Origin of the sequence: Enterobacter pseudoroggenkampii (assembly GCF_026420145.1) — a bacterium.
Lineage (GTDB): Bacteria > Pseudomonadota > Gammaproteobacteria > Enterobacterales > Enterobacteriaceae > Enterobacter > Enterobacter pseudoroggenkampii.
The window spans coordinates 33,113-57,759 of record NZ_JAPMLV010000003.1 but is presented as its reverse complement, the minus strand read 5'-3'; the positions used below and the strand labels follow the sequence as shown (position 1 = coordinate 57,759).

Genomic DNA, 24,647 nt, shown 5'->3' with positions numbered 1-24,647 from the left:
TTTGTATTAACGATTTTTGCCCGGTGGCGAAGCGCCAGCCGGAGAGTTACCACTCGGCTACGGAACCGTCTTCATGACGCCACAGTGGATTACGCCAGTCCGGCGCATGTTTACTCAGCTCAATGACTTTGGCTTCATCAATCTCAACGCCAAGGCCCGGCTTCGTTAACGGTTTAAAGAAACCGCCTTCCATGCTGAAGTCTTCTTTATTTTTCACAAAATCGAGCAGTTCCGCGCCCTTGTTATAGTGAATCCCCATGCTCTGCTCCTGGAACACCGCGTTGCGGGAGACAAAGTCGACGTGAAGACAGGCAGCCAGCGCGATCGGGCCAAGCGGGCAATGCGGGGCCAGCGCCACATCGTAAGCTTCGGCCATCCCGGCGATTTTGTAGCATTCGGTGATGCCGCCCGCGTGAGAGAGGTCCGGCTGCAGGATGGCAATGCCGCCCGCTTCCAGCACGCGTTTAAACTCGAAGCGCGAGAACATGCGTTCACCCGCCGCGATGGGAATGTGCGTCTGTTCAGCCAGTTTCGGATAGTACTCGGCCTGTTCGGCCAGCACCGGCTCTTCGATAAACAGCGGACGATACGGCTCCAGCTCTTTGATCAGCACTTTGGCCATCGGCGCGCTAACGCGGCCATGAAAGTCCAGGCCAAATTCGATCTCGTTGCCGAAGGCTTCACGGATTTGCGCGACAGTATTCACCGCGCGATCCACCGCGCGCGAGTTGTCGATAACGCCCATCTCTTCGCAGCCGTTGAGTTTGAAGGTGTCAAAACCGATGTTGCGCAGTTGCGTGATGCCGTCGATCACTTCCGCAGGACGGTCGCCGCCGACCCAGCTGTAGGCTTTAATTTTGTCGCGCACCAGGCCGCCCATCAGCTGCCAGACCGGCGCGTTCAGCACTTTGCCTTTGATATCCCACAGCGCCTGGTCGATACCGGCGATGGCGCTCATCAGGATCGGCCCCCCGCGGTAGAAGCCCGCGCGGTACATCACCTGCCACAGGTCGTTGATGCGAGCCGGATCCTGGCCAATCAGGTATTCCCCCAGCTCGTGCACCGCGGCTTCAACGGTGCGCGCACGCCCTTCAATCACCGGTTCGCCCCAGCCCACAACCCCTTCATCGGTTTCGATTTTCAGGAACATCCAGCGCGGGGGTAAACGGTACGTGGTGAGTTTGGTTATTTTCATTTCACTGCCTCTCGATACGCTTTCACAAATGCTGCCGCCTGCTGTGCGGTACGTTCCACGAACTGACCGGCGCGATACAGATCGCTGCCCAGCCCCGCGCCCACACAGCCCGCGCTCATCCACTGGCCCAGGTTTTCTGGCGTTACGCCGCCCACGGCAAAGACCGGCACGCTGGCGGGTAATACCGCTTTCAGCGCTTTGATGTAGTCCGGTCCAAAAGCCGATGACGGGAAAATTTTGAGCGACTGTGCGCCCGCATCCAGAGCAGTAAAGGCTTCCGTGGCGGTGGCGCATCCAGGGCAGACGGTCATGCCGTAACCCACCGCGCGGCGGATCACCTCAGGCTGAATGTTGGGCGTGACGATAAGCTTACAGCCCATCTTTGCCAGCCGATCTACCTGCTCAGCCCGTAACACGGTGCCTGCGCCAATCAGCGCCCTATCGCCGAAGGCCTCCACCACGGCCGGAATGCTTTTTTCCCACTCCGGAGAGTTAAGCGGGATTTCCACCGCGTCGAACCCGGCGTCGATAACCGCGCCGACGTGGGCTAACGCCTCGTCGGGCGTGATGCCGCGCAAAATCGCGATAAGGGGAAGATCAGTTTGCCACTGCATGAGCGATGCTCCTTATTCCTGCCTGAAATGCCGTGTCGCCGGATACCGTTGAAACGTTACGTCCAACGGCGCGAAACGCCTGCTCATAGCGCGACGTTAGCGATGTGCCAGCGACAAGGGTGATGGCCTGCTCGTGCGCGACGAAATCACGCATGCTGGCGACCTCTGCGCCAATCAGCAGGCCGGAGAGAAATTCGCTGACCTGCTCGCGCGGGAGATTTCCCAGCACGTGCGAGGCGCGAACCTCAAAAAGCTGCGGCAAAACATCAGGAGAAGCGATCCCACGTTCAAGCCCGGCAGCAAACGCCTCTGACGAGGCTTCCTGCTCCGGCAAACCGGCTCCCACCAGTGAATGATTGAGCAGCAAATGGTGCAGCTCGCCGGTCATCACGGTGCGAAAATCGTGGATTTGCTCAGCGTCGGCCTGGACCCACTTGCAGTGCGTTCCGGGCATGACGTAGACAGAAGAAGGAGAAAGCGTGCGCGCGCCAAGCAGCTGCGTCTCTTCGCCGCGCATCACGTTGTGGTTATCCCCGCGAGAGATGCACAAACCGGGAATTATCCAGATATTGTCGCCAACGGACGTTAACTGATCGCCAATCGCGGAGAAATGGGCGGGAACCGGTAGATAAGGCGCTATCTTCCAGCCAACGTTGCTGCCGACCATTCCCGCCATGACCACCGGCGTGGCGCTGTCGCGCCAGTTTTGTGTGACCTCTGCTAACACCGCCTCGGGGGATTTACCGTTCAGGCGCGTCACGCCTGCTTCTGATTGCCTGCTCTCCAGGCAATGTTCGCCCTGGTACAGCCAGGCGCGCAGATTGGTCGATCCCCAGTCAATTGCGATGTAGCGAGATGTCATGTGATTTCCTTCAGCCTTCGTGTCGAGCTGGCAATCATGGTAAGCGCCGCCTGCTCTGCCGCATCGCCGTCCTGATGCCGTATCGCATCGAACAGCGCTTTATGTTCCTGGAGCGTTTTCGGCATGTTGGCCTCATCGCCCATCCAGGTACGTTCAAATACTGCTCGCTGTAGCGAGCTGATCGCCACGCTAAGCTGCTGTAATACCGGGTTATGCACCGACTGCAGCACCGCTTCGTGGTAGCGGATATCCGCCTCGTTAAACGCCTCCCGGTTCTGGTTATTGGCGATCATGTCGTTTAAAGCCGACTCAATCTGCGCCAAATCGCCAGAGGTTGCGCGCTCCGCCGCCCAGCGGGCGATGGCCGGTTCAACCAGGTTTCGGACTTCGCTCATCGCACCGATAAGCCTTGGGTCGTAATCGTTTTCCAGCACCCACTGCAGTACGTCAGTATCGAGGTAGTTCCACTGGTTGCGCGGGGCAACAAACGCGCCGCGATAGCGCTTCATTTCAATCAGCCGCTTCGCCATCAGCGAGCGGAAGACTTCCCGGATGATGTTGCGCGAGGTTTCAAACTCCTCACACAGTTCGGCCTCTGCAGGCAGCGGCGAACCGGGAACGTATTTGCCACCCACAATCTGGGTGCCCAGCGTAATGACGATACGATCGGTTTTATTGAGAGTCATGGAGAGTCCTTGTGCTCTGTATGTCCATCACTACTTTACCGCGACCGCTGAATTTCACCTCACTTTTGCAGTACAAACGTGAGGGAGTTCGTCTTTTCCGTGGTGACAATGTAGTACAATCAATAAATGTTGTACTACAATAAAGATCACAAAAAGAACAATTCGATAAATTCAGCGCAAAAAAAAGCCCCGGTTGATAACCGAGGCCGATGATTAGAAATAAGCGTTACTGCAGCACAAACTTCTCGATCGCGTAGGCAACGCCGTCTTCCAGGTTGGATTTGGTCACGAAGTTGGCCACTTCTTTCACCGACGGAATGGCGTTATCCATCGCCACGCCCATGCCCGCGAATTCAATCATCGCGATGTCGTTTTCCTGGTCGCCCAGCGCCATGATCTCTTCCTGTTTAATCCCCAGCGCATCAGCGAGCGATTTCACACCGGTGCCTTTGTTGACGCGTTTATCAAGGATTTCGAGGAAGTACGGCGCACTTTTCAGCACGGTGTACTTCTCTTTTACCTCTGCCGGAATACGCGCAATCGCTTTATCCAGGATCTCCGGCTCGTCGATCATCATCACTTTCAGGAACTGGGTGGCAGGGTCCATTTTCTCCGCTTCACAGAACACCAGCGGAATGGTCGCAACGTAGGATTCATGCACCGTGTAGTAGCTGATATCACGGTTGGCGGTGTAAAGCGTATTGCGATCGAGGGCGTGGAAGTGGGAGCCCACTTCACGGGACAGTTTTTCCAGGAACAGATAGTCATCGTAGCTCAACGCGGTTTGCGCAACCGTACTGCCATCCGCGGCTTTCTGCACCAGCGCGCCGTTATAGGTGATGCAGTAGTCGCCAGGCTGATTCATGTGCAGCTCTTTCAGGTAGCTGTGCACGCCCGCATACGGACGCCCCGTGGTCAGGACCACATTCACGCCCTTTGCGCGTGCCGCAGCGATCGCGTTCTTAACGGCTGGAGAGATAGTGTGGTCTGGCAGCAACAGCGTGCCGTCCATATCGATTGCAATAAGTTTGATAGCCATGAGTTCCCCGGGATAAATGAGTGCTGCCTCATGCTAACGCGATTAAGCACACAAAAATAGAGCTACATTGCGCAACAAAAGCCCCCTTTTACGCTTATCCCGGGGAACAAAGACCTACTCGCGGGTGAGAACGATTTTACCGAACGCGCCGCGATCGAGATGTTCAAACGCCTGTTCAAGCTCGTTAAAACGGTAGCGATGCTCAATCACGGGTTTCAGTCTGGTGACATTAACAGCGCGGACGAAATCTTCCAGCGCCCGGCGGTGTCCCACGCCGATCCCCTGAATGACGGGGGATTTCAGCAACAGCTCGCCAGCAGAGAGGGTTATCTCCGTCCCGGCCAGCACGCCAATAACGGAGATACGCCCGTGAATGGCAACGGCGCGCAGGGAGTGCTTCAGGTTCTCTCCCCCCACGGTTTCAATAATATGGTCGATGCCGCGATCCTGCGTAAGCGCCAGCGTATTTTCAGCCCAGTCGCCTTTCAGGCGGTTGATGCCCTGGCTGGCCCCCAGTTTTTTGGCCAGCGCCAGCTTTTCATCGCTCCCCGAGGTGACAAATACCTCTGCGCCGTGCGCTTTTGCAATTTGCAGGGCGAAAATCGCCACCCCGCCCGTGCCCTGCACCAGCACCGATTGCCCGGCGCGCAGCTGTCCGCGTTCCACCAGCGCAAACCAGGCGGTAAGCCCTGCGCAGGGTAAGGTACTGGCCTCGGCGTCATCCAGGGTCTCCGGGGAGGCCACCAGCGCGTCTTCCTTCACAATCACATACTCGGCCAGCATCCCCTGGAAGTATCCACCGGACGTTTTATAGGGCAAATTGCGCGCGTCCGCCTGCGGTTTACCGTCGATCCACTCCGGGAAGAAGGTTGAGATAACGCGAGCGCCGGGCTGGAAGCGCGTGACGCCTTCACCCACGCTGTCTACGACGCCCGCCATGTCAGACGCCGGGGTAAACGGGAAGGAAAGTGGGATTGGCATTGTGCCTTCAACAACCATTTTATCGCGATAGTTGAGCGCAACGGCATTCACCCGCACGCGCACTTCACCCGGGCCGGGCTGTGGAACGGGTGCCTGAGTCAGCTTGAGGTTCTCGCGCCCGAGGGCGTCCATGGACCAGCGTTGCATTGTCTCTGTCATTTTATTTCTCCTGCCATCAGATGAGTTTTAGTCCTGACAGTCTACCGTTGACTAAAGGTCACCAGTGGCGATAAGTTTTCTCTTTATTGACGCCATAATCGATACAATCCATGACCGATACGCTGAAGGATATTCCTGTTTTTGTGGCCGCCGTTGAGGCGGGAAGTTTCGCTCAGGCCGCAATTCGCCTGCATTTGTCACGCTCGGCGGTAGGGAAAAGCATCGCTCGCCTTGAAGAGCGGCTGGGGGTACGTCTTTTTCACCGCACCACCCGTAGCCAGAGGCTGACCGATAACGGCGCCCTTTTTTATGAACGCTGCCTGCGCGCGCTGGAGGAGATTCGGGGCGCGGAATCGCTGCTTGAAACAGGGAAACAGCAGGTCAGTGGCCGCCTGCGCGTTGCCATGCCGGTGCTGTTTGGTCGCCAGTGCGTCGCCCCGCTGCTGATAGCGCTGGCGCAGGAACACCCCGGGCTTGAACTGGAAATGTCATTCAGTGACCGGGTGGTGGATCTCGTCGAGGAAGGGTTTGATATGGCGGTGCGTAACGGCACGCTTCAGGACAGCAGCGTGCTGGTCGCCAGAAGGCTGGGAGAACACCGCATGGTGCTATGCGCCGCGCCGGATTATCTGCAGAAGAAAGGCCAACCGCAAAGCGTAGCTGATTTACCCCAGCATACGGCGATTAACTATCTGCGCGCAGGCAGAGTGCTGTCCTGGCAACTGATGGATAACGAAGGAACGTCGCACACCTTTACTCCCCGGTCATCACTTAATATGGATGATTTGCAGGCGATCTGCGACGCTGCGCTGGCCGGACACGGCATTGCATGGCTGCCCTGCTGGATGGTCGTTAAAGATATTCACCAGGGTAAACTCGTCCCGCTCCTGAAGCAGGCACCGGACGTGCATTTCGACGTTCATGCGGTGTGGCAGCAGACGCCGCATCTGCCGCTGAGGGTAAGAATTGCGATAGATACGCTGGCGAGCCGTTTACCGTCCGCAATGTCGCTGGATATGCCTGCGCCCATAAAAAAGCCGCGCTAAAGCGCGGCCAGTTATCGTGCGGTTTCAAACCGATTAAATATCGATATTTGCCGCTTTCAGGGCGTTCTCTTCGATGAAGGCACGACGTGGTTCAACCGCATCACCCATCAGGGTGGTGAACAGCTGGTCTGCAGCAATCGCGTCTTTAACAGTGACACGCAGCATGCGGCGGCTTTCCGGATCCATGGTGGTTTCCCACAGCTGCTCCGGGTTCATTTCGCCCAGACCTTTATAGCGCTGGATCGCGAGGCCACGACGGGACTCTTTCACCAGCCAGTCCAGCGCCTGCTCGAAGCTGGCTACCGGCTGACGACGTTCGCCACGTTCGATGAACGCATCGTCTTCGATCAGGCCGCGCAGCGTCTCGCCGAGCGTGCAGATACGACGGTATTCCGGACCGGTGACAAACTCGTGCTCCAGCGGGTAGTCGGTATCAACGCCGTGGGTGCGCACGCGAATAATAGGCTCGAACTGCTTATCGGCGTTCTGCTGAACATCGCATTTCCACTGGCTGCCGTGCTGCTCTTTCTCGTTCAGATCGGTCACCAGAGCGTTCACCCAGCGGGTCACGGTCTGCTCGTCGCTCAGATCGGCTTCGGTCAGGGTTGGCTGATAAACCAGCTCCTTCAGCAGCGTTTTCGGATAACGGCGTTCCATACGCGTGATCATTTTCTGCGTGGCGTTGAACTCGGACACCAGACGCTCCAGCGGCTCACCGGCCAGCGCAGGGGCGTGCGAGTTTGCGTGCAGGGTCGCGCCATCAAGCGCAATTGCGATTTGGTACTGATCCATCGCTTCATCGTCTTTGATGTACTGTTCCTGCTTGCCTTTCTTCACTTTGTACAGCGGCGGCTGGGCAATGTAGACGTGGCCACGTTCAACGATTTCAGGCATCTGACGATAGAAGAAGGTCAACAGCAGCGTACGAATGTGCGAGCCGTCGACGTCCGCATCGGTCATGATGATGATGCTGTGGTAGCGCAGTTTATCCGGGTTGTACTCGTCACGGCCAATGCCGCAGCCCAGCGCGGTGATGAGCGTCGCCACTTCCTGAGAAGAGAGCATCTTGTCGAAACGGGCTTTCTCAACGTTGAGGATTTTACCCTTCAGCGGCAGGATAGCCTGGTTCTTACGGTTACGGCCCTGCTTCGCAGAGCCGCCCGCGGAGTCCCCTTCCACGAGGTACAGTTCGGACAGCGCCGGGTCGCGTTCCTGGCAGTCAGCCAGCTTGCCCGGCAGGCCGGCTAAGTCCAGCGCGCCTTTACGACGGGTCATTTCACGGGCTTTACGCGCCGCTTCACGGGCACGCGCCGCATCGATAATTTTGCCCACCACGATTTTCGCGTCGGACGGGTTTTCCAGCAGGTATTCGCTCAGCAGTTCGTTCATCTGCTGCTCAACCGCCGATTTCACCTCAGAAGAGACCAGCTTGTCTTTGGTCTGTGAGGAGAACTTCGGATCCGGCACCTTCACGGAGACAACGGCAATCAGGCCTTCACGGGCATCGTCACCGGTGGCGCTGACTTTCGCTTTCTTGCTGTAGCCTTCTTTGTCCATGTAAGCGTTCAGGGTACGGGTCATCGCCGCACGGAAGCCTGCAAGGTGAGTACCACCGTCACGCTGTGGAATGTTGTTGGTGAAGCAGTAGATGTTTTCCTGGAAACCGTCGTTCCACTGCAGCGCCACTTCCACGCCGATACCGTCTTTTTCGGTGGAGAAGTAGAAGATATTCGGGTGAATAGGCGTTTTGTTCTTGTTCAGATACTCAACGAACGCCTTGATACCGCCTTCGTAGTGGAAGTGGTCTTCTTTGTTGTCACGCTTGTCGCGCAGGCGAATCGAGACGCCGGAGTTCAGGAACGACAGTTCACGCAGGCGTTTCGCCAGGATGTCGTACTCGAACTCGGTGACGTTGGTGAAGGTTTCGAGGCTCGGCCAGAAACGCACCATGGTACCGGTTTTGTCGGTGTCGCCCGTAACGGCCAGCGGTGCCTGCGGCACGCCGTGCGTATAGAGCTGACGGTGGATTTTGCCTTCGCGCTGGATAACCAGCTCCAGCTTCTGCGACAGGGCGTTTACTACCGAAACACCTACGCCGTGCAGGCCGCCGGAAACTTTATAGGAGTTATCGTCGAACTTACCGCCTGCGTGCAGGACGGTCATGATCACTTCCGCCGCAGAGACGCCCTCTTCAGGGTGAATACCGGTTGGGATGCCACGACCGTCATCGGTGACGGAGACGGAGTTATCCGCATGGATGGTGACCACGATGTCTTTACAGTGACCCGCGAGCGCTTCGTCGATAGCGTTATCTACCACCTCGAATACCATGTGGTGCAGACCGGTGCCGTCATCCGTGTCGCCGATATACATACCCGGGCGCTTACGCACCGCATCCAGCCCTTTCAGGACTTTGATACTGGAGGAGTCATAAGAATTCGACATCAACGTTTCTCGCTCATTTCAACTTGGGTTAATCCGTTATTTTACCCTTTTCCACGGTAAACATCTTCGAATTTTCGTCCGACATGTCTATAACGTGTTCAGCGCTAATGGCGCTGACGAAAACCTGCGACTGCGTGGCTTTTAAGCGGCTGGCAAGCAGCCCGCGCCGCGCGTCGTCAAGTTCCGAGGCAAAATCATCTATCAGGTACAGGCAGCGCCGCCCGCTCTCGCGGGTGAGAAACTCCCCCTGTGCCAGACGTAGCGCACACATCAGGAGCTTGAGCTGCCCGCGCGACAGCGTGTCTTCCACCGGCGCGCCGTCGGCACGAATGCGGAAATCCGCCTTGTGCGGGCCGTGCGCGGTGTAGGTCAACATGCGGTCGCGCTCGAAGTTTCTCTCTAACACCTCGGCATAATCCGTCTCTTTCTCCCAGCCGCGCTGGAAGGAGAAGGTGAGAGAGAATTCGGGTAAAAACTGTTTGCAGGTGTCGGCCATGTCTTCGGCGATACCTGCGCTGTATTCGGCACGCCAGCGGCTGATCTGTTCCGCAAGAGGAATTAACTCCATGTCCCACGGACGCAGCTGAGCGTAGCGCGTCACCTGGCGCAGCGCGGCGTTACGCTGCTTGAGCAGACGCTTCAGGTTGCTCCAGGCGTTAAAAAATCCGGCTTCGTTGTGAAAGCATCCCCAGTCGAGGAACGCTCTTCTGTATTTGGGGCCGCCGTTGAGTAAAGTAAACCCCTCCGGCGTTATCAGCTGCATCGGCATCAGCAGCGCCAGCTCCGCCACCTTATGGCCGTCGGTACCGTCGATGCGCACCTTGCTGTCGCCCTGCTTGTCTTTGGTCAGGCCGATGGCGGTTTCCCGCTCCGCCCCCTGCAAACGCCCGTGCAGAACAAAAGATTCCTGTTCGTGGCGGATGACGCGACCAATCTGCAAACTGCGAAACGCCCGGCCGTGGCCGAGCGTATAGATGGCCTCAAGCACGCTGGTTTTGCCGCTGCCGTTCGCGCCAACCAGGAAGTTAAAGCCAGGGGATAAAGCGAGATCCGCGCTTTCGATATTGCGAAAGTCGCGGATCAACAGACGGGTGAGCGACATTACAGTCTCATTGGCATGACAACATAGGCAGCCGACTGTGATGCGGCATCTTCAATCTGTACGCTCGAAACGGAGTCGGTCAGCAGGATGCGCACGTTCTCGCATTTCAGCGCGTTCAGCACATCCAGCACGTAGCTGACGTTGAAGCCGATTTCCATCTCAGCCCCGGCGTAGGTGACGTCCAGAATCTCTTCTGCCTCTTCCTGCTCCGGGTTGTTAGCGGTGATTTTGATCTGGTTTTCACTCACGTACAGGCGCACGCCGCGGAATTTCTCGTTAGAGAGGATCGCGGCACGGGCAAAGGCCTGCTTGAGGCTGTCGCAGCCTGCTTCCAGCGTTTTGTCCGGGTTCTTCGGCAATACGCGGCGATAATCCGGGAAACGACCGTCAACCAGCTTCGATGTGAAGACAAAGTCGCCCACGTGGGCGCGGATGTTATTGCTGCCGATCTGCACGCGCAGCGGCGTGTCGCCACCGTCGAGCATACGCATCAGCTCAATCACCCCTTTACGCGGCACGATCACCGAATGGTTTGGCAGTGAATCGCCAATCGGCATAGAACAGACCGCCAGACGGTGGCCGTCGGTGGCCACGGTACGCAGCTCTTCACCTTCGGTTTCGAACAGCATGCCGTTTAAGTAGTAACGAACGTCCTGATGCGCCATGGAGAACTGCGTGGCTTCAATCAGACGCTTCATCGTCGCCTGTGGCAGGGTGAATTCCACTTCGCTCTGCCAGTCGTCCAGGTTTGGGAAGTCCGCAGCAGGCAGCGTGGAGAGCGAGAAACGGCTGCGGCCAGAGCGCACCAGCATACGGTCGCCTTCCAGCTGCACGGCGATTTCAGCGCCTTCCGGCAGCCCGCGGCAGATGTCAAAGAATTTACGTGCCGGAACCGTGGTCGCGCCCGCGTCGTGCGGCTGCGTCAGCGTAACGCGCGCGATCATTTCCATTTCCAGATCTGTACCGGTCAGCGACAGCGTACCGTCCGCGACCTGAAGCAGCAGGTTTCCGAGAATAGGCAGCGTTGGGCGGCCACCTAATGGGCCACTCACCTGTTGCAGCGGTTTTAATAAATGTTCACGTTCAACGGTAAATTTCATAGCGTCACGATGATAATGTTCTGATTAGATTGGAAAAATCTTCTTTTATGTCGTGGCTTTCTTCGCGTAACTGCTCAATCTTGCGACAAGCGTGCAGCACGGTCGTATGGTCACGGCCACCAAACGCGTCCCCGATTTCCGGCAGACTGTGGTTGGTTAACTCCTTTGCCAGCGCCATAGCCATCTGACGCGGACGCGCCACCGAGCGGGAACGACGTTTAGACAGTAAATCTGCCACTTTGATCTTGTAGTACTCAGCCACTGTCTTTTGAATATTGTCGATAGTGACCAGTTTTTCCTGCAATGCCAGCAAATCGCGCAGCGCTTCACGCACAAAATCGATGGTGATCGCACGACCGGTGAAGTTGGCATTGGCGATAACGCGGTTCAGTGCCCCCTCCAGCTCACGCACGTTGGAGCGCAGACGCTTGGCAATGAAGAACGCCACTTCGCCCGGCAGGCGAATGTCGTTTTCATCGGCTTTCTTCATCAGGATCGCGACGCGGGTTTCCAGCTCCGGTGGCTCGATCGCCACGGTCAGGCCCCAGCCGAAGCGGGATTTCAGACGATCTTCAACGCCGTTGATCTCTTTTGGATAGCGATCCGAGGTCAAAATGATCTGCTGATTACCTTCCAGCAGGGCATTGAAGGTGTGGAAAAATTCTTCCTGCGATCGTTCTTTATTAGCAAAGAACTGAATGTCATCGATCAGCAGCGCGTCAACGGAACGATAGTAGCGTTTAAACTCTTCGATCGCATTGTTTTGCAGGGCTTTTACCATGTCCTGAACGAAGCGCTCGGAGTGCATATACACCACTTTGGCATTGGGCTTGCGCGCCATAATGCCGTTGCCCACCGCATGCAGCAGGTGCGTTTTACCCAGACCCGTGCCGCCATACAGGAACAGCGGGTTGTAGGCTCCACCGGGGTTATCAGCAACCTGGCGAGCCGCCGCGCGCGCCAGCTGGTTCGACTTACCTTCAACGAAGTTATCGAACGTGTGTTTCACGTTAACGTTAGAGCGGTAGGTTGGCTCAGCCGGTGCGGGAACATTATCCCAGCCCTGACGAGCGGGGGCGACGCGAGGGGCCGGAGCAGGAGCGGCCTGAGCAGGCGCTGCGACGTTCACGGTTTCACGAACGGTTTGGGTGACCGGCTTTGTACCCACTTCAAAGCGCAGCTGTGGGGCATCTGACCCGCAGAAATCGTTCAGCAGTCCATTGATGTTATTAAGGTACTTGTCCCTTACCCAATCGAGCACAAAACGGTTTGGCGCATACAAAGCCAGCGTGTTATCGCTCAGTTCCGCCTGCAACGGGCGGATCCACATACTGAATTCTGTGGCTGGTAACTCATCCTGCAATCGGGCAAGACACTGCTGCCAAAGCGAAAGTGACACGGCGGACTCCACTCGAACAATAAAAGAAAACTATTGAATATTCATGATTGTTGGCGCACATCGACATGACCCTGTGTAAAGGGGGACGTGCGAATTGCTATCTGCAATTTATCCTGACCAGGATCCTGGGATCCCGATCGGGACCGCGGATCATAGCCTAAACTGAGCCAGAGATCTTCTGTTTCTCACAGATTCTTCCCGATTTATCCACAGGAAGATCCGAAACCGGGTAAGTGTAAACGATCCTGACGGGAGTGCCCCACGATTTAGCCCGCATATTGGAAAAATTAATGAGCACAGACAATTTTTTGCTTAAATGATCTAACGAAGATCCGGGACGATCCTTGCGCTTTATCGTTGAGCCCGTATAATCCTCGACCCGGCGCGTGATGCTCATCTTCCTGCGTCGTCCGTTGCTCATTTTCCACGCGAAAACGTGCGGAAATACGCGGGAAATAAGGAAAGAGAATTGACTCCGGAGTGTACAATTATTACAATCCGGCCTCTTTAATCACCCACGCTGAGGCGTTAGTCGTTCGAAACTCGTTCGGGTATACGCAAAAGTCAGTGAATTTATTCAAGTTTAGGTAGAAATCGCCATGAAACGCACTTTTCAACCGTCTGTACTGAAGCGCAACCGTTCTCACGGCTTCCGTGCTCGTATGGCTACTAAAAATGGTCGTCAGGTTCTGGCACGTCGTCGTGCTAAAGGCCGCGCTCGTCTGACCGTTTCCAAGTAATAAAGCTAACCCCTGAGTGGTTAAGCTAGCATTTCCCAGGGAGTTACGTTTGTTAACTCCCGCTCATTTCACTTTCGTCTTCCAGCAGCCACTACGGGCTGGCACGCCGCAAATCACCATCCTCGGCCGCCAAAATTCGCTGGGGCATCCCCGTATCGGTCTCACAGTCGCCAAGAAAAATGTTAAGCGTGCGCATGAACGCAATCGGATTAAACGTCTGACGCGTGAAAGCTTCCGTTTACGTCAGCACGAACTGCCTTCAATGGATTTCGTGGTGGTGGCGAAGAAAGGGGTTGCCGACCTCGATAACCGTGCTCTCTCGGAAGCGTTGGAAAAATTATGGCGCCGCCACTGTCGCCTGGCTCACGGGTCCTGATAGCCCTCATTCGGGTCTATCAACGCCTGATTAGTCCGCTACTCGGGCCGCACTGCCGTTTCACACCAACATGCTCAAGCTACGGAATTGAGGCATTGCGCAGGTTTGGAGTGATAAAAGGCAGTTGGTTGACGGTGAAACGCGTATTAAAATGCCACCCTTTACACCCAGGTGGAGACGACCCCGTCCCCCCAGGACCCTTTGATACCAGAGAACACTAACGATGGATTCGCAACGCAATCTTCTTATCATCGCTTTGTTGTTCGTGTCTTTCATGATCTGGCAGGCGTGGGAGCAGGATAAAAATCCTCAACCCCAGCAGCAGGTCACGCAGACTACGACCACCGCAGCGGGTAGCGCCGCCGACCAGGGCGTACCGGCCAGTGGCCAGGGGAAACAGATTACGGTTAAGACCGATGTGCTTGAGCTGACAATCAACACCCGTGGTGGTGATGTTGAGCAGGCGCTGCTGTTAACCTACCCGAAAGAGCTGAAGTCTAACGAACCGTTCCAGTTACTGGAAACCACGCCTGAGTTTATCTACCAGGCGCAGAGCGGCCTGACCGGTCGTGATGGCCCGGATAATCCGGCTAACGGTGCGCGTCCACTGTATACCGTCGAGAACGACACCTTTGTGCTGGCTGATGGTCAGAACGAACTCGCGATCCCGATGACGTACACCGACGCCGCAGGCAACACCTTCACCAAAACCTTCACCCTGAAACGCGGTGAATATGCGGTGAACGTGGGCTACAGCGTACAGAACGCCAGTGCGAAACCGCTGGAGCTGTCGACCTTTGGCCAGCTGAAGCAGTCCATCAATCTGCCGTCACACCGTGATACCGGAAGCAGCAACTTTGCGCTGCATACCTTCCGTGGCGCGGCGTACTCCACGCCAGACGCGAAGTATGAGAAATACAAATTCGACACCATTGCCGATAACGAAAACCTGAACGTCAGCGCTAAAGGCGGTTGGGTGGCAATGCTGCAGCAGTATTTCGCCACTGCGTGGGTGCCAAATAACGACGGTACCAACAACTTCTATACCGCGAACCTGGGTAACGGTCTTGCAGCCATCGGCTACAAATCTCAGCCGGTTCTGGTTCAGCCGGGTCAAACCGGTAAGCTGGCAAGCACCCTGTGGGTCGGCCCGGAAATTCAGGACAAAATGGCCGCTGTTGCGCCGCACCTGGATCTGACCGTAGATTACGGCTGGTTGTGGTTCATCTCTCAGCCGCTGTTTAAGCTGCTGAAGTTCATCCACAGCTTCCTGGGTAACTGGGGCTTCTCCATCATCGTTATCACCTTCATCGTTCGTGGCATCATGTACCCGCTGACCAAAGCGCAGTACACCTCCATGGCGAAGATGCGCATGCTGCAGCCGAAGATTCAGGCAATGCGTGAGCGTCTGGGCGATGACAAACAGCGTCAGAGCCAGGAGATGATGGCCCTGTACAAAGCAGAGAAAGTGAACCCACTGGGTGGTTGCTTCCCGCTGCTGATTCAGATGCCAATCTTCCTTGCGCTGTACTACATGCTGATGGGTTCCGTTGAGCTGCGCCACGCGCCGTTCGCCCTGTGGATCCATGACCTGTCCGCACAGGACCCGTACTACATCCTGCCGATCCTGATGGGCGTGACGATGTTCTTCATCCAGAAGATGTCGCCGACCACCGTGACCGACCCGATGCAGCAGAAGATCATGACCTTTATGCCGGTCATCTTCACCGTGTTCTTCCTGTGGTTCCCGTCAGGTCTGGTGCTGTACTATATCGTCAGCAACCTGGTGACCATCATCCAGCAGCAGCTGATTTACCGTGGTCTGGAAAAACGTGGCCTGCATAGCCGCGAAAAGAAAAAGTCCTGATTCGGTAAGTTAACGCTAAAATAAGGGCGGTCGATTGACCGCCTTTTTTATTTGTATTGAACGAGAGCAACCATGAGCCATAACGACACTATCGTCGCCCAGGCAACCCCACCGGGACGCGGTGGTGTAGGCATTCTGCGCATCTCCGGCCTGAAGGCGCGCGAGGTGGCCGAAGCGGTGCTGGGTAAACTGCCAAAGCCGCGCTACGCTGATTACCTGCCGTTTAAGGACACCGACGGCACGCCGCTGGACCAGGGCATTGCGCTGTGGTTCCCCGGCCCGAACTCCTTTACCGGTGAAGACGTGCTGGAGCTTCAGGGCCACGGCGGGCCGGTTATCCTCGACCTGCTGTTAAAACGTATTCTGACCCTGCCGGGCCTGCGCATTGCGAAGCCGGGCGAGTTCTCCGAGCGTGCCTTCCTCAACGACAAGCTCGACCTGGCGCAGGCGGAGGCCATTGCAGACCTGATCGATGCCAGTTCCGAACAGGCGGCCCGCTCCGCCCTGAACTCGCTGCAGGGGGCATTCTCCGCGCGTGTGAATCACCTTGTGGAAGCACTTACTCACCTGCGCATCTACGTGGAAGCGGCTATCGACTTCCCGGACGAGGAGATCGACTTCCTCTCTGACGGCAAAATCGAAGCCCAGCTCAACCAGGTGATGGCCGATCTCGACGCCGTCCGTGCCGAAGCGCGCCAGGGCAGCCTGCTGCGTGAAGGGATGAAGGTGGTGATTGCCGGACGCCCTAACGCCGGGAAATCGAGCCTGCTGAACGCCCTGGCGGGCCGTGAAGCGGCGATCGTCACCGACATTGCCGGGACCACCCGCGACGTGCTGCGTGAGCATATCCATATCGACGGGATGCCGCTACACATCATTGATACCGCCGGTCTGCGCGATGCCAGCGACGAAGTGGAACGTATCGGTATCGAGCGCGCCTGGCAGGAGATCGAGCAGGCCGACCGCGTGCTGTTTATGGTGGACGGCACCACCACCGACGCCGTTGACCCGGCTGAGATCTGGCCAGACTTTATCGCCCGTCTGCCGGCGAAACTGCCGATCACCGTGGTGCGTAACAAAGCAGACGTGACCGGCGAAACGCTCGGCATTAGCGATGTGAATGGTCACTCACTGATTCGCCTGTCGGCGCGGACCGGTGAAGGTGTTGACGACCTGCGTAACCATCTCAAGCAGAGCATGGGCTTTGACACCAGCATGGAAGGCGGCTTCCTGGCGCGTCGTCGTCACCTGCAGGCGCTGGAAGAGGCGGCAAATCACCTTGTTCAGGGTAAAGCACAGCTGATCGGCGCGTGGGCGGGTGAACTGCTGGCGGAAGAGCTGCGTCTGGCGCAGCAGAATCTGAGCGAAATCACCGGGGAGTTTACGTCGGACGATCTGCTGGGAAGGATCTTCTCGAGCTTCTGTATTGGTAAGTAATGCCCGCTAATTAATGGTGATTTCCTCCTGGGAAATCACCATTGTCCAAATGGCAACTCGCCTAATCCCTTTTCACCCCCTATCCTGCATGCCTGCATCTATGGGGGGTTTATGGCGCGTTTTCTGTTTTGTAGTTTCGCATTAGTTCTGCTTTATCCGTCTGGTATTGATATGTATCTGGTGGGATTACCGCACATCGCCCGCGATCTGGGTGCCAGCGAAGCGCAGCTGCATATTGCGTTTTCGGCCTACCTCGCGGGGATGGCGTCGTCGATGGTGTTTGCCGGGAAGATCGCGGATAAGGCAGGCCGTCAGCCTGTCGCCATAACCGGCGCCATCATTTTTGCCCTGGCTTCTCTTCTCTGCTCGCAGGCGCAGAACAGCACCGTGTTCCTGACCGGACGGTTTATCCAGGGTATTGGCGCCGGTGGTTGCTACGTGGTGGCGTTTGCCATTTTGCGAGACACCCTAAGCGCCCAGCGTCGCGCTAAGGTACTCTCGATGCTGAACGGTATTACCTGCATCATCCCGGTGCTGGCCCCGGTCGTGGGATATCTGATCATGCTGAAATTCCCGTGGCAGAGCCTGTTCTGGACCATGGCGGCCATGGGCGCGCTGGTGTTTACCTTATCCATCGCCGTGCTGAAAGAGACCCACCCGGGCTCGCAGAATACCGGCCATACTGCCACCATTCACCCGGCAGAGAAGCTTCTCAACCGCTTTTTCCTCAGCCGTCTGGCCGTGACCACGTTAAGCGTGGCGGTGATCCTGACCTATGTAAACGTTTCCCCGGTTTTACTGATGGAAACCATGGGCTTCGATCGCGGTGAGTATTCAACGGTGATGGCATTAACCGCCATGGTCAGTATGGCGGTCTCGTTCTCCACCCCGTTTGCGCTAAATGTTTTCAGCCAGCGCACGCTGATGCTGACCTCACAGGTTTTATTCCTCGCCGCAGGCGCGATCCTGGCGACCACCAGCTCACATGCGGTGATGCTGGTGGGTATTACCCTGATTTGCGCCGGGTTCTCGGTTGGCTTTGGCGTGGCGATGAGCCAGGCGCTTGGCCCCTTCTCGCTGCGGGCAGGCGTGGCAAGCTCGGTGCTGGGGATCGCGCAGGTCTGCGGCTCGTCGCTGTGGATTTGGCTGGCGGCGGTCATCGGGCTTAACGCGCTGAATATGCTGATCGGGGTTCTGATTGGCTGTAGCATACTGTGCATTACCTTACTTATGGTCATCCGGCCCGCGGCGCACTATGAAGAAGCCCATCAGCAGTCTCGATCTTAACCTGTTGCTGTGCCTGCAGCTTTTGCTGCAGGAGCGCAGCGTTACCAAAGCGGCGAAGCGGATGAACGTGACGCCGTCGGCGGTGAGCAAATCGCTGGCCAAGCTGCGCGACTGGTTTGACGACCCGCTGTTTGTCAAAACGCCGCTAGGGCTGCTGCCGACGCCACTGACGGTAAGTCTTGAGCAGGATCTGGCTGACTGGATGCAAATCGGCAACCAAATCCTCGATAAATTCCACCATGATTCTCCGGGCAGGCTGACGTTCGTGCTGGCCGCGGAAACGCCGCTGATGCTGATTCGCTTCAATACTCTGCTGGAGCAGGTGAACCAGCGCTATCCGCAGGCTACGGTGAAAATGCGCCAGTGGGATTACGACTCGCTGGACGCGATTACGCGTGGCGAGGTGGATTTGGGCTTCACCGGGCGTGAAACGCATCCGCGATCCCGCGAGCTGCTTAAGCTGATGCCGTGGTTTATCGACTACGAAATTCTGTTCAGCGATCGCCCCTGCGTCTATTTGCGCGAGGATCATCCGGCGCTTCAGCAAGAGTGGAATCTGGAGACCTTCCTGCGCTATCCCCATATCAGCATCTTCTGGGAACGCAGCGACACCTGGGCGCTTGATGAGGTGCTAAAGGAGATGGGACGCGAGCGCACGATCGCCATGAGCCTGCCGGGCTTTGAACAGGCGATGTTTATGGCGGCGCAGCCCAACCATAACTATATCGCCACGGCTCCGCACTACTGCCATCACTACAATGAACTCCACCAGCGGAAGCTGATCGCGCTTCCTATTCCCATTGACGAAGCGCAGGCTGAAAAGCTTACCGTTCCCTTCACGCTGATCTGGCATAAACGGAACAGCCACAATCCAAAAATCCTCTGGCTGCGGGAGACCATCAAGGCGCTGTACGGTGCGAGCGATCCAATTTTTGCCTAAGAAAATGTAAAGTTCGGTCCTAAGGCTTCTCTTACTCCCATTTACTGATTAAAACAGGAGTCAAGTTAAGCGATAATCATGTAACCGTTTAACCGATTACGACCATTATCAAGGAGCGAAAAATGGCTACGCACTTTGCAAGAGGGATACTTACGGAAGGACGTCTCGTATCGGCAAGAATTTCTTCAGCGTGTCATACTGAAGCACTCACTCTCCCGGAACACCGCAGGACGCGGTTTTTAGCGTCCAGAGCGCTTCTCGCAGAACTGCTGTTTATGCTGTACGGCACCAGCGAGCTGCCGGATATCATTACCCAACCCGAAGGCCGTCCGGTCTTTGCCGACCCGGATCTCCCTTGTTTTTCGATTGCCTACGCGGGCAATATCATTGGCGTCGCGCTGACCACCGAAGGGGATTGTGGGCTCGATATGGAACTTCAGCGCGCGACGCGCAGCTTCCATGGCGGTAATGCGCATGAAGACTATCCGCTCTCCAGCAATGAGAAGCTGTGGGTCCGCAACCAGAACGATCCTGTCGAAGCCAGAGCCCAGCTCATTACCTTACGCCAGAGCATTCGCAAGCTCTGTGGATGCGCCTCAGACGACGCCAGCCTGCTGCAGCTGCTGCCAGGCTCCGGACGTCTTCGTGCCACTCAGGCCACGCTGGTAGAGGCGCTCAGTGACGCAGAGGATGTGCTCATTTGGTCCATTGCGGTTACCCCCGCCATCGAACGCATGAAAATCTGGGAATTTGACAGTCAACAGGGATGGCGTAGCCTTCCTGATGTGCCCGAGCGCGCCAACGAGCCCGCCGCACGCCTGATGCGTTTAACCAGTTTACCGGCAGAAAAAGCATTCACCCTTAGCTGATCCAATCAGGGTCATCATGATGAAACAGGAGTAATCATGTCTGATACGTTGAAAGTCGTTACTTTACTGGGAAGCCTGCGCAAAGGTTCATTTAACGGGATGGTAGCCCGCACGCTGCCACAGCTGGCGCCTGCAGGTATGGAAATTAGCGCCCTGCCGTCTATTGGCGATATTCCGCTGTATGATGCGGATGTCCAGCAGGAAGAAGGGTTCCCGCAGAGCGTTGAGGCGCTGGCCGAACAGATCCGCCAGGCCGACGGCGTGGTCATCGTCACGCCAGAGTATAACTACTCGGTTCCGGGTGGCCTGAAGAATGCCATCGACTGGCTGTCCCGTTTACCTGAGCAGCCGCTGTCAGGCAAACCGGTGCTGATCCAGACCAGCTCCATGGGCGCGATTGGCGGCGCGCGCTGCCAGTATCACCTGCGCCAGATCCTGGTATTCCTCGATGCGATGGTGATGAACAAGCCGGAATTTATGGGCGGAGTGATTCAGAATAAGGTCGACCCGCAAACGGGTGAGGTGGTGGATCAGAGCACGCGCGACCATCTCTCTGGCCAGCTGACGGCGTTCGGGGATTATATTAAGCGAGTGAAGGCGTAAGATCATTGCGGCCTGATGCCCTCACCCTGACCCTCTCCCACGGGGAGAGGGAACAAACACTAAAGCCCTTTTCGAAGAAAAGGGCTTACTGTTTATTTGGCGTCAATAAACACAATCTTCAGCACAAACAGCAGCGCCACAACGATGACGCATGGGCTGAGGTCGCGGAAGCGGCCGGTACCGATCTTCATTACGCAGTAAGAGATAAAGCCCAGCGCGATACCTTCGGTAATCGAGAAGCTGAACGGCATCATCACGGCGGTAATAAACGCCGGCACCGCTTCGGTTAAATCATCCCACTTCACGCGTGACAGGCTGGAGGTCATCAGCACCCCCACGTAGATAAGCGCACCCGCCGCCGCGTACGGAGGCACCATGCCCGCCAGCGGAGAGAGGAAGATCACCAGCAGGAACAGAATACCCACGACCACCGCCGTCAGGCCGGTACGGCCGCCCACGGATACGCCGGAAGAAGATTCAATGTACGCGGTAACAGACGAGGTTCCGATAAACGCACCGGTTACAGAGGAGACGCTGTCCACAAACAGCGCCTGCTTCATCCGCGGGAATTTCCCTTTTTCATCCGCCAGACCCGCTTTATCGGTCACGCCAATCAGCGTGCCGGAGGAGTCGAACAGGTTCACCAGCATGAAGGAGAAAATCACGCCCGCCAGGCCCAGGTTCAGGGAGCCCGCCAGATCGACGTGACCAACAACGGTAGAGATGCTCGGTGGCGCGGAAACGATGCCGTTATAGTGAACGTCGCCCAGCATCCAGCCCAGCAGGGTGGTGACCACGATAGACACCAGCACCGCCGCGTGAATATTGCGGGAAGCCAGGATCGCGATGATAAAGAAGCCCAGCACGCCCAGCAGCACGTTATGAGAGGTCAGGTGACCGATGCTCACCAGCGTATCCGGGTTCGCCACGATAACGCCGGCGTTTTTCAGCCCCATCATACCGATGAACAGACCGATACCGCTGGTGATGCCCACGCGCAGGCTCACAGGAATGTTTGCAATCATCCAGTAACGCACGCGGAAAATGGTCAGCAGCAGTAGACCAACCGCGCCCCAGAAGATGGCGCCCATGCCAACCTGCCACGGCAGCCCCATCGCCTGAACGACCACGAACGCGAAGAACGCATTCAGGCCCATCGCCGGTGCCAGCGCAACCGGCAGGTTAGCGAACACACCCATCAGAATGCTGCCAAGGGCGGCGATCAGGCAGGTGGTTACAAAGACGGCGCTGGTATCCATGCCAGCAACGCCCAGAATTTGAGGGTTCACAAAAACGATATAGACCATCGTCAGGAAGGTGGTGAAACCCGCGATCACTTCGGTGCGTGCCGTTGTGCCGTGCTCGCGCAGTTTGAAAACGCGCTCAAGCAGACCCTGACCAGACGTCTGGGTAGTGTGTTGTTGACTCATCATCAATTTCCGAACAAGGAGGGAAAATTCGTCGCTATCCTATACCAAAATGCGACAATAGTGGCGGTTACGTGATACTTTTTTCATTGAATTTGCTTATACGGCAACGATTGCGTTTCGGCTAACTGCCGTACGTAAACGTTAAACTGGTTAAAAGGGAAAGGCATGTCCGGAATTGAAGCGGTATTTTTCGACTGCGACGGTACGCTGGTCGACAGTGAGGTCATTTGTTCCCGCGCGTATGTGGCCATGTTCCAGGAATTTGGCATTACGCTGGAACTCGAAGAGGTGTTTAAACGCTTTAAGGGCGTGAAGCTCTACGAGATCATCGACATCATTAACGAAGAACACGGCGTCGTTCTGGAGAAAGCGGCTCTGGAACCGGTGTACCGCGCCGAGGTTGCACGCCTGTTCGATTCGGAGCTGGAGGTGATTCCGGGCGCAAACGCGCTGCTGGATGCGATGACGGTACCAATCTGCGTGGTCTCTAACGGCCCGGTCAGCAAAATGCAGCACTCGCTGGGCAAGCTTGAGATGCTGCACCACTTCCCGGAAAAACTGTTCAGTGGCTACGATATCCAGCGCTGGAAGCCGGACCCGGCGCTGATGTTCCATGCGGCGAAAGCGATGGGCGTCAACGTAGAGAACTGCATTCTGGTGGATGACTCGTCTGCGGGCGCGCAGTCGGGGATTGATGCGGGAATGGAGGTGTTTTACTTCTGCGCCGACCCGCACAACAAGCCGATCGATCATCCAAAAGTCACGACCTTCACCGATCTGGCGCAGTTGCCCGCGCTGTGGAAGGCGCGCGGGTGGGATATTACTCGCTGAAAAAACAAAGCCGGATGGCGCTAACGCTTATCCGGCCTACAGGGCTAGTATGGCGGGTAAGCGCTAGTGCCACCCGCCACAAACATTACTCTTTTGGATCTTTACCCGCCAGCAGCTTGTCCAGCTCGTCGCCGCCCACGTGACGGAAGTCCTGACCTTTCACGAAGTAGAAAATGTATTCGCAAATGTTCTGGCAGCGGTCGCCGATACGCTCGATGGAGCGCGCGCAGAACAGGGCAGTCAGTACGCTTGGGATCGTACGGGAATCTTCCATCATGTAGGTCATCAGCTGACGCACGATGCCTTCATACTCCTGGTCGACCTTCTTGTCTTCACGGTAGATACGCACCGCTTCGTCCAGGTCCATACGCGCAAAGGCATCCAGCACGTCGTGCAGCATCTGCACGGTGTGACGGCCCAGCGACTCCAGACTCACCAGCAGCGGCTGGTGCTGCTGAGAGAACTTCTCCAGCGCGGTGCGGCAGATTTTATCCGCCACGTCACCAATACGCTCCAGCTCGGCGATGGTTTTGATGATCGCCATCACCAGACGCAGGTCGCTCGCCGTCGGCTGACGCTTCGCGATAATGCGCACACAGGCCTCGTCGATAGCGACTTCCATCATGTTGACGTTTTTGTCGCCTTCAATGACGCGCTTCGCCAGCTCGCTGTCCTGGTTGTGCATTGCCGTAATTGCATCAGAAAGCTGCTGCTCAACCATGCCACCCATGGTCATTACCTGCGTGCGGATGCTTTCCAGCTCTGCGTTGAACTGGCCTGAAATATGTTTATTAAGATTGAGGTTGTCCATGGTTTCTCCACATGCACTAAGGCAAATCAACCGTAGCGGCCAGTAATATAATCTTCGGTTTGTTTCTTCGCGGGCTTAGTGAACAGATCGTCCGTGTTGCTGAACTCAATCAATTCACCCAGGTACATAAACGCCGTGTGATCGGAACAACGTGCAGCCTGCTGCATGTTATGGGTCACGATAACCACGGTGTAATCCTGCTTCAGCTCGGTGATCAGCTCTTCAATGCGGCCGGTTGAGATCGGGTCCAGCGCTGAACACGGCTCATCCAGCAGCAACACTTCAGGGCGAATCGCAATACCGCGCGCAATGCACAGACGCTGCTGCTGACCACCGGAGAGAGAGTAACCGCTCTGGTGCAACTTATCTTTGGTTTCGTTCCATAATGCGGCCTTGGTCAAAGCCCACTGCACGCGCTCGTCCATATCGGCACGGGAGAGCTTTTCAAACAGGCGAACGCCAAAGGCGATGTTGTCATAAATGGACATCGGGAACGGTGTGGGTTTCTGGAACACCATCCCCACTTTGGCGCGCAGCAGGGCAATATCCTGAGCCTGGGTCAGAATGTTTTCGCCGTCGAGGATGATTTCCCCTTCAGCACGCTGCTCCGGATAGAGCGAATACATTTTGTTAAAGGTACGCAGCAGCGTGGATTTCCCACAGCCGGACGGACCGATAAATGCCGTGACCTGGTTCTTGGCGATATCCAGGTTGATGTTCTTCAGGGCATGGAATTTGCCGTAGTAGAAGTTCAAATCACGAACCTGAATCTTACCCGGGGCAGTATCAACCATACTCATTGACTCATTTCCTCATTCGGCGCCGCGA

At 56.6% G+C, this 24,647-nt stretch carries 24 protein-coding genes; 11 read left to right on the top strand and 13 right to left on the bottom strand.

From position 1 onward, the window contains the following. Positions 1-46: 46 nt before the first annotated feature. The 6 genes from dgoD to OTG14_RS15830 form a co-directional block, all read right to left on the bottom strand. Positions 47-1,195: a galactonate dehydratase gene (dgoD, locus tag OTG14_RS15855; RefSeq protein ID WP_024907394.1), complete on the bottom strand. Its 1,149-nt coding sequence runs from the start codon at positions 1,193-1,195 to the stop codon at positions 47-49. Then, positions 1,192-1,809 (bottom strand): 2-dehydro-3-deoxy-6-phosphogalactonate aldolase, encoded by a 618-nt coding sequence (locus tag OTG14_RS15850; protein WP_267215348.1) that lies wholly within the window; start codon positions 1,807-1,809, stop codon positions 1,192-1,194. The genes dgoD and OTG14_RS15850 overlap by 4 nt, the downstream gene beginning before the upstream one ends. Further along, positions 1,793-2,671: a 2-dehydro-3-deoxygalactonokinase gene (locus OTG14_RS15845; RefSeq protein WP_267215347.1), complete on the bottom strand. Its 879-nt coding sequence runs from the start codon at positions 2,669-2,671 to the stop codon at positions 1,793-1,795. The genes OTG14_RS15850 and OTG14_RS15845 overlap by 17 nt, the downstream gene beginning before the upstream one ends. Further along, positions 2,668-3,357 carry a D-galactonate utilization transcriptional regulator DgoR gene (dgoR, locus tag OTG14_RS15840; RefSeq protein WP_003861109.1) on the bottom strand — a complete coding sequence of 230 codons (690 nt, stop codon included), beginning with the start codon at positions 3,355-3,357 and terminating at the stop codon, positions 2,668-2,670. Before dgoR ends, OTG14_RS15845 begins: the two co-directional genes overlap by 4 nt. Positions 3,358-3,583: 226 nt before the next feature. After that, the gene (gene yidA, locus OTG14_RS15835) at positions 3,584-4,396 is read right to left on the bottom strand and encodes a sugar-phosphatase (protein WP_023309809.1); all 813 of its coding nucleotides are present in this window, start codon (positions 4,394-4,396) and stop codon (positions 3,584-3,586) included. Positions 4,397-4,510: 114 nt separating this feature from the next. Further along, positions 4,511-5,536: a zinc-dependent alcohol dehydrogenase family protein gene (locus OTG14_RS15830; RefSeq protein WP_267215346.1), complete on the bottom strand. Its 1,026-nt coding sequence runs from the start codon at positions 5,534-5,536 to the stop codon at positions 4,511-4,513. A 110-nt stretch (positions 5,537-5,646) separates the two neighbouring features. Here OTG14_RS15830 and OTG14_RS15825 point away from each other — a divergent pair, with 110 nt between their 5' ends. Next, positions 5,647-6,582: a LysR family transcriptional regulator gene (locus tag OTG14_RS15825; protein ID WP_157188395.1), complete on the top strand. Its 936-nt coding sequence runs from the start codon at positions 5,647-5,649 to the stop codon at positions 6,580-6,582. A gap of 33 nt (positions 6,583-6,615) precedes the next feature. Here OTG14_RS15825 and gyrB read toward each other — a convergent pair whose 3' ends face one another. From gyrB to dnaA, 4 genes are read right to left on the bottom strand one after another with little or no spacing between them, the layout of a single operon-like run. Next, positions 6,616-9,027: a DNA topoisomerase (ATP-hydrolyzing) subunit B gene (gyrB, locus tag OTG14_RS15820; protein WP_208763370.1), complete on the bottom strand. Its 2,412-nt coding sequence runs from the start codon at positions 9,025-9,027 to the stop codon at positions 6,616-6,618. A gap of 28 nt (positions 9,028-9,055) precedes the next feature. After that, positions 9,056-10,129, bottom strand: coding sequence for a DNA replication/repair protein RecF (recF, locus tag OTG14_RS15815; RefSeq protein WP_032648574.1), 1,074 nt, complete (start codon positions 10,127-10,129; stop codon positions 9,056-9,058). After that, a complete protein-coding gene (gene dnaN / locus OTG14_RS15810) occupies positions 10,129-11,229 on the bottom strand; it encodes a DNA polymerase III subunit beta (RefSeq protein WP_008500170.1) in 1,101 nt (366 codons plus the stop codon). Before dnaN ends, recF begins: the two co-directional genes overlap by 1 nt. A gap of 4 nt (positions 11,230-11,233) precedes the next feature. Beyond that, positions 11,234-12,628 (bottom strand): chromosomal replication initiator protein DnaA, encoded by a 1,395-nt coding sequence (gene dnaA, locus OTG14_RS15805; protein WP_010426558.1) that lies wholly within the window; start codon positions 12,626-12,628, stop codon positions 11,234-11,236. Positions 12,629-13,227: 599 nt separating this feature from the next. Between dnaA and rpmH the strand changes: the two genes are divergently transcribed. The 9 genes from rpmH (at position 13,228) to OTG14_RS15760 (ending at position 20,747) form a co-directional block, all read left to right on the top strand. Continuing rightward, entirely contained in the window at positions 13,228-13,368 is a 141-nt protein-coding gene (gene rpmH, locus OTG14_RS15800) for a 50S ribosomal protein L34 (RefSeq protein ID WP_000831330.1), read from the top strand. Positions 13,369-13,384: 16 nt separating this feature from the next. Then, positions 13,385-13,744, top strand: coding sequence for a ribonuclease P protein component (rnpA, locus tag OTG14_RS15795; RefSeq protein WP_032640303.1), 360 nt, complete (start codon positions 13,385-13,387; stop codon positions 13,742-13,744). Continuing rightward, complete coding sequence (gene yidD, locus OTG14_RS15790; RefSeq protein WP_001307474.1) at positions 13,708-13,965, top strand: membrane protein insertion efficiency factor YidD; 258 nt, start codon at positions 13,708-13,710, stop codon at positions 13,963-13,965. The genes rnpA and yidD overlap by 37 nt, the downstream gene beginning before the upstream one ends. Before the next feature lie 2 nt (positions 13,966-13,967). Beyond that, positions 13,968-15,611, top strand: coding sequence for a membrane protein insertase YidC (gene yidC, locus OTG14_RS15785; RefSeq protein WP_032648576.1), 1,644 nt, complete (start codon positions 13,968-13,970; stop codon positions 15,609-15,611). A gap of 72 nt (positions 15,612-15,683) precedes the next feature. Continuing rightward, positions 15,684-17,048 carry a tRNA uridine-5-carboxymethylaminomethyl(34) synthesis GTPase MnmE gene (mnmE, locus tag OTG14_RS15780; protein ID WP_021242672.1) on the top strand — a complete coding sequence of 455 codons (1,365 nt, stop codon included), beginning with the start codon at positions 15,684-15,686 and terminating at the stop codon, positions 17,046-17,048. 111 nt (positions 17,049-17,159) lie between these two features. Continuing rightward, complete coding sequence (locus OTG14_RS15775) at positions 17,160-18,335, top strand: MFS transporter (protein ID WP_267215345.1); 1,176 nt, start codon at positions 17,160-17,162, stop codon at positions 18,333-18,335. After that, positions 18,304-19,275 (top strand): HTH-type transcriptional regulator YidZ, encoded by a 972-nt coding sequence (gene yidZ / locus OTG14_RS15770; protein ID WP_267215344.1) that lies wholly within the window; start codon positions 18,304-18,306, stop codon positions 19,273-19,275. Before OTG14_RS15775 ends, yidZ begins: the two co-directional genes overlap by 32 nt. 122 nt (positions 19,276-19,397) lie before the next feature. Further along, positions 19,398-20,144 (top strand): 4'-phosphopantetheinyl transferase family protein, encoded by a 747-nt coding sequence (locus tag OTG14_RS15765; RefSeq protein ID WP_267215343.1) that lies wholly within the window; start codon positions 19,398-19,400, stop codon positions 20,142-20,144. 36 nt (positions 20,145-20,180) lie between these two features. Further along, positions 20,181-20,747, top strand: coding sequence for an NADPH-dependent FMN reductase (locus OTG14_RS15760; protein ID WP_014833835.1), 567 nt, complete (start codon positions 20,181-20,183; stop codon positions 20,745-20,747). A gap of 92 nt (positions 20,748-20,839) precedes the next feature. Here the strand turns inward: OTG14_RS15760 and adeP are convergent, their stop codons facing one another. Next, entirely contained in the window at positions 20,840-22,177 is a 1,338-nt protein-coding gene (gene adeP, locus OTG14_RS15755) for an adenine permease AdeP (protein WP_024907880.1), read from the bottom strand. Positions 22,178-22,342: 165 nt separating this feature from the next. Between adeP and yieH the strand changes: the two genes are divergently transcribed. After that, positions 22,343-23,008, top strand: a complete 666-nt coding sequence (gene yieH / locus OTG14_RS15750; protein ID WP_267215342.1) for a 6-phosphogluconate phosphatase — start codon at positions 22,343-22,345, stop codon at positions 23,006-23,008. Between the two features lie 85 nt (positions 23,009-23,093). On the opposite strand, the gene phoU is transcribed toward yieH, so the two are convergent. Both phoU and pstB read right to left on the bottom strand, forming a co-directional pair. After that, positions 23,094-23,819, bottom strand: coding sequence for a phosphate signaling complex protein PhoU (gene phoU, locus OTG14_RS15745; protein ID WP_008500182.1), 726 nt, complete (start codon positions 23,817-23,819; stop codon positions 23,094-23,096). A gap of 26 nt (positions 23,820-23,845) precedes the next feature. Beyond that, the gene (gene pstB / locus OTG14_RS15740) at positions 23,846-24,619 is read right to left on the bottom strand and encodes a phosphate ABC transporter ATP-binding protein PstB (protein ID WP_008500183.1); all 774 of its coding nucleotides are present in this window, start codon (positions 24,617-24,619) and stop codon (positions 23,846-23,848) included. Positions 24,620-24,647 lie beyond the last annotated feature (28 nt).

Excerpts from the sequence above, each read along its gene's own strand:
- dgoD (WP_024907394.1), bottom strand. The coding sequence starts at position 1,195 with ATGAAAATAACCAAACTCACCACGTACCGTTTACCCCCGCGCTGGATG.
- OTG14_RS15850 (WP_267215348.1), bottom strand. The coding sequence starts at position 1,809 with ATGCAGTGGCAAACTGATCTTCCCCTTATCGCGATTTTGCGCGGCATC.
- OTG14_RS15845 (WP_267215347.1), bottom strand. The coding sequence starts at position 2,671 with ATGACATCTCGCTACATCGCAATTGACTGGGGATCGACCAATCTGCGC.
- dgoR (WP_003861109.1), bottom strand. The coding sequence starts at position 3,357 with ATGACTCTCAATAAAACCGATCGTATCGTCATTACGCTGGGCACCCAG.
- yidA (WP_023309809.1), bottom strand. The coding sequence starts at position 4,396 with ATGGCTATCAAACTTATTGCAATCGATATGGACGGCACGCTGTTGCTG.
- OTG14_RS15830 (WP_267215346.1), bottom strand. The coding sequence starts at position 5,536 with ATGACAGAGACAATGCAACGCTGGTCCATGGACGCCCTCGGGCGCGAG.
- OTG14_RS15825 (WP_157188395.1), top strand. The coding sequence starts at position 5,647 with ATGACCGATACGCTGAAGGATATTCCTGTTTTTGTGGCCGCCGTTGAG.
- gyrB (WP_208763370.1), bottom strand. The coding sequence starts at position 9,027 with ATGTCGAATTCTTATGACTCCTCCAGTATCAAAGTCCTGAAAGGGCTG.
- recF (WP_032648574.1), bottom strand. The coding sequence starts at position 10,129 with ATGTCGCTCACCCGTCTGTTGATCCGCGACTTTCGCAATATCGAAAGC.
- dnaN (WP_008500170.1), bottom strand. The coding sequence starts at position 11,229 with ATGAAATTTACCGTTGAACGTGAACATTTATTAAAACCGCTGCAACAG.
- rpmH (WP_000831330.1), top strand. The coding sequence starts at position 13,228 with ATGAAACGCACTTTTCAACCGTCTGTACTGAAGCGCAACCGTTCTCAC.
- yidD (WP_001307474.1), top strand. The coding sequence starts at position 13,708 with ATGGCGCCGCCACTGTCGCCTGGCTCACGGGTCCTGATAGCCCTCATT.
- yidC (WP_032648576.1), top strand. The coding sequence starts at position 13,968 with ATGGATTCGCAACGCAATCTTCTTATCATCGCTTTGTTGTTCGTGTCT.
- mnmE (WP_021242672.1), top strand. The coding sequence starts at position 15,684 with ATGAGCCATAACGACACTATCGTCGCCCAGGCAACCCCACCGGGACGC.
- OTG14_RS15775 (WP_267215345.1), top strand. The coding sequence starts at position 17,160 with ATGGCGCGTTTTCTGTTTTGTAGTTTCGCATTAGTTCTGCTTTATCCG.
- yidZ (WP_267215344.1), top strand. The coding sequence starts at position 18,304 with ATGAAGAAGCCCATCAGCAGTCTCGATCTTAACCTGTTGCTGTGCCTG.
- OTG14_RS15765 (WP_267215343.1), top strand. The coding sequence starts at position 19,398 with ATGGCTACGCACTTTGCAAGAGGGATACTTACGGAAGGACGTCTCGTA.
- OTG14_RS15760 (WP_014833835.1), top strand. The coding sequence starts at position 20,181 with ATGTCTGATACGTTGAAAGTCGTTACTTTACTGGGAAGCCTGCGCAAA.
- adeP (WP_024907880.1), bottom strand. The coding sequence starts at position 22,177 with ATGAGTCAACAACACACTACCCAGACGTCTGGTCAGGGTCTGCTTGAG.
- yieH (WP_267215342.1), top strand. The coding sequence starts at position 22,343 with ATGTCCGGAATTGAAGCGGTATTTTTCGACTGCGACGGTACGCTGGTC.
- phoU (WP_008500182.1), bottom strand. The coding sequence starts at position 23,819 with ATGGACAACCTCAATCTTAATAAACATATTTCAGGCCAGTTCAACGCA.
- pstB (WP_008500183.1), bottom strand. The coding sequence starts at position 24,619 with ATGAGTATGGTTGATACTGCCCCGGGTAAGATTCAGGTTCGTGATTTG.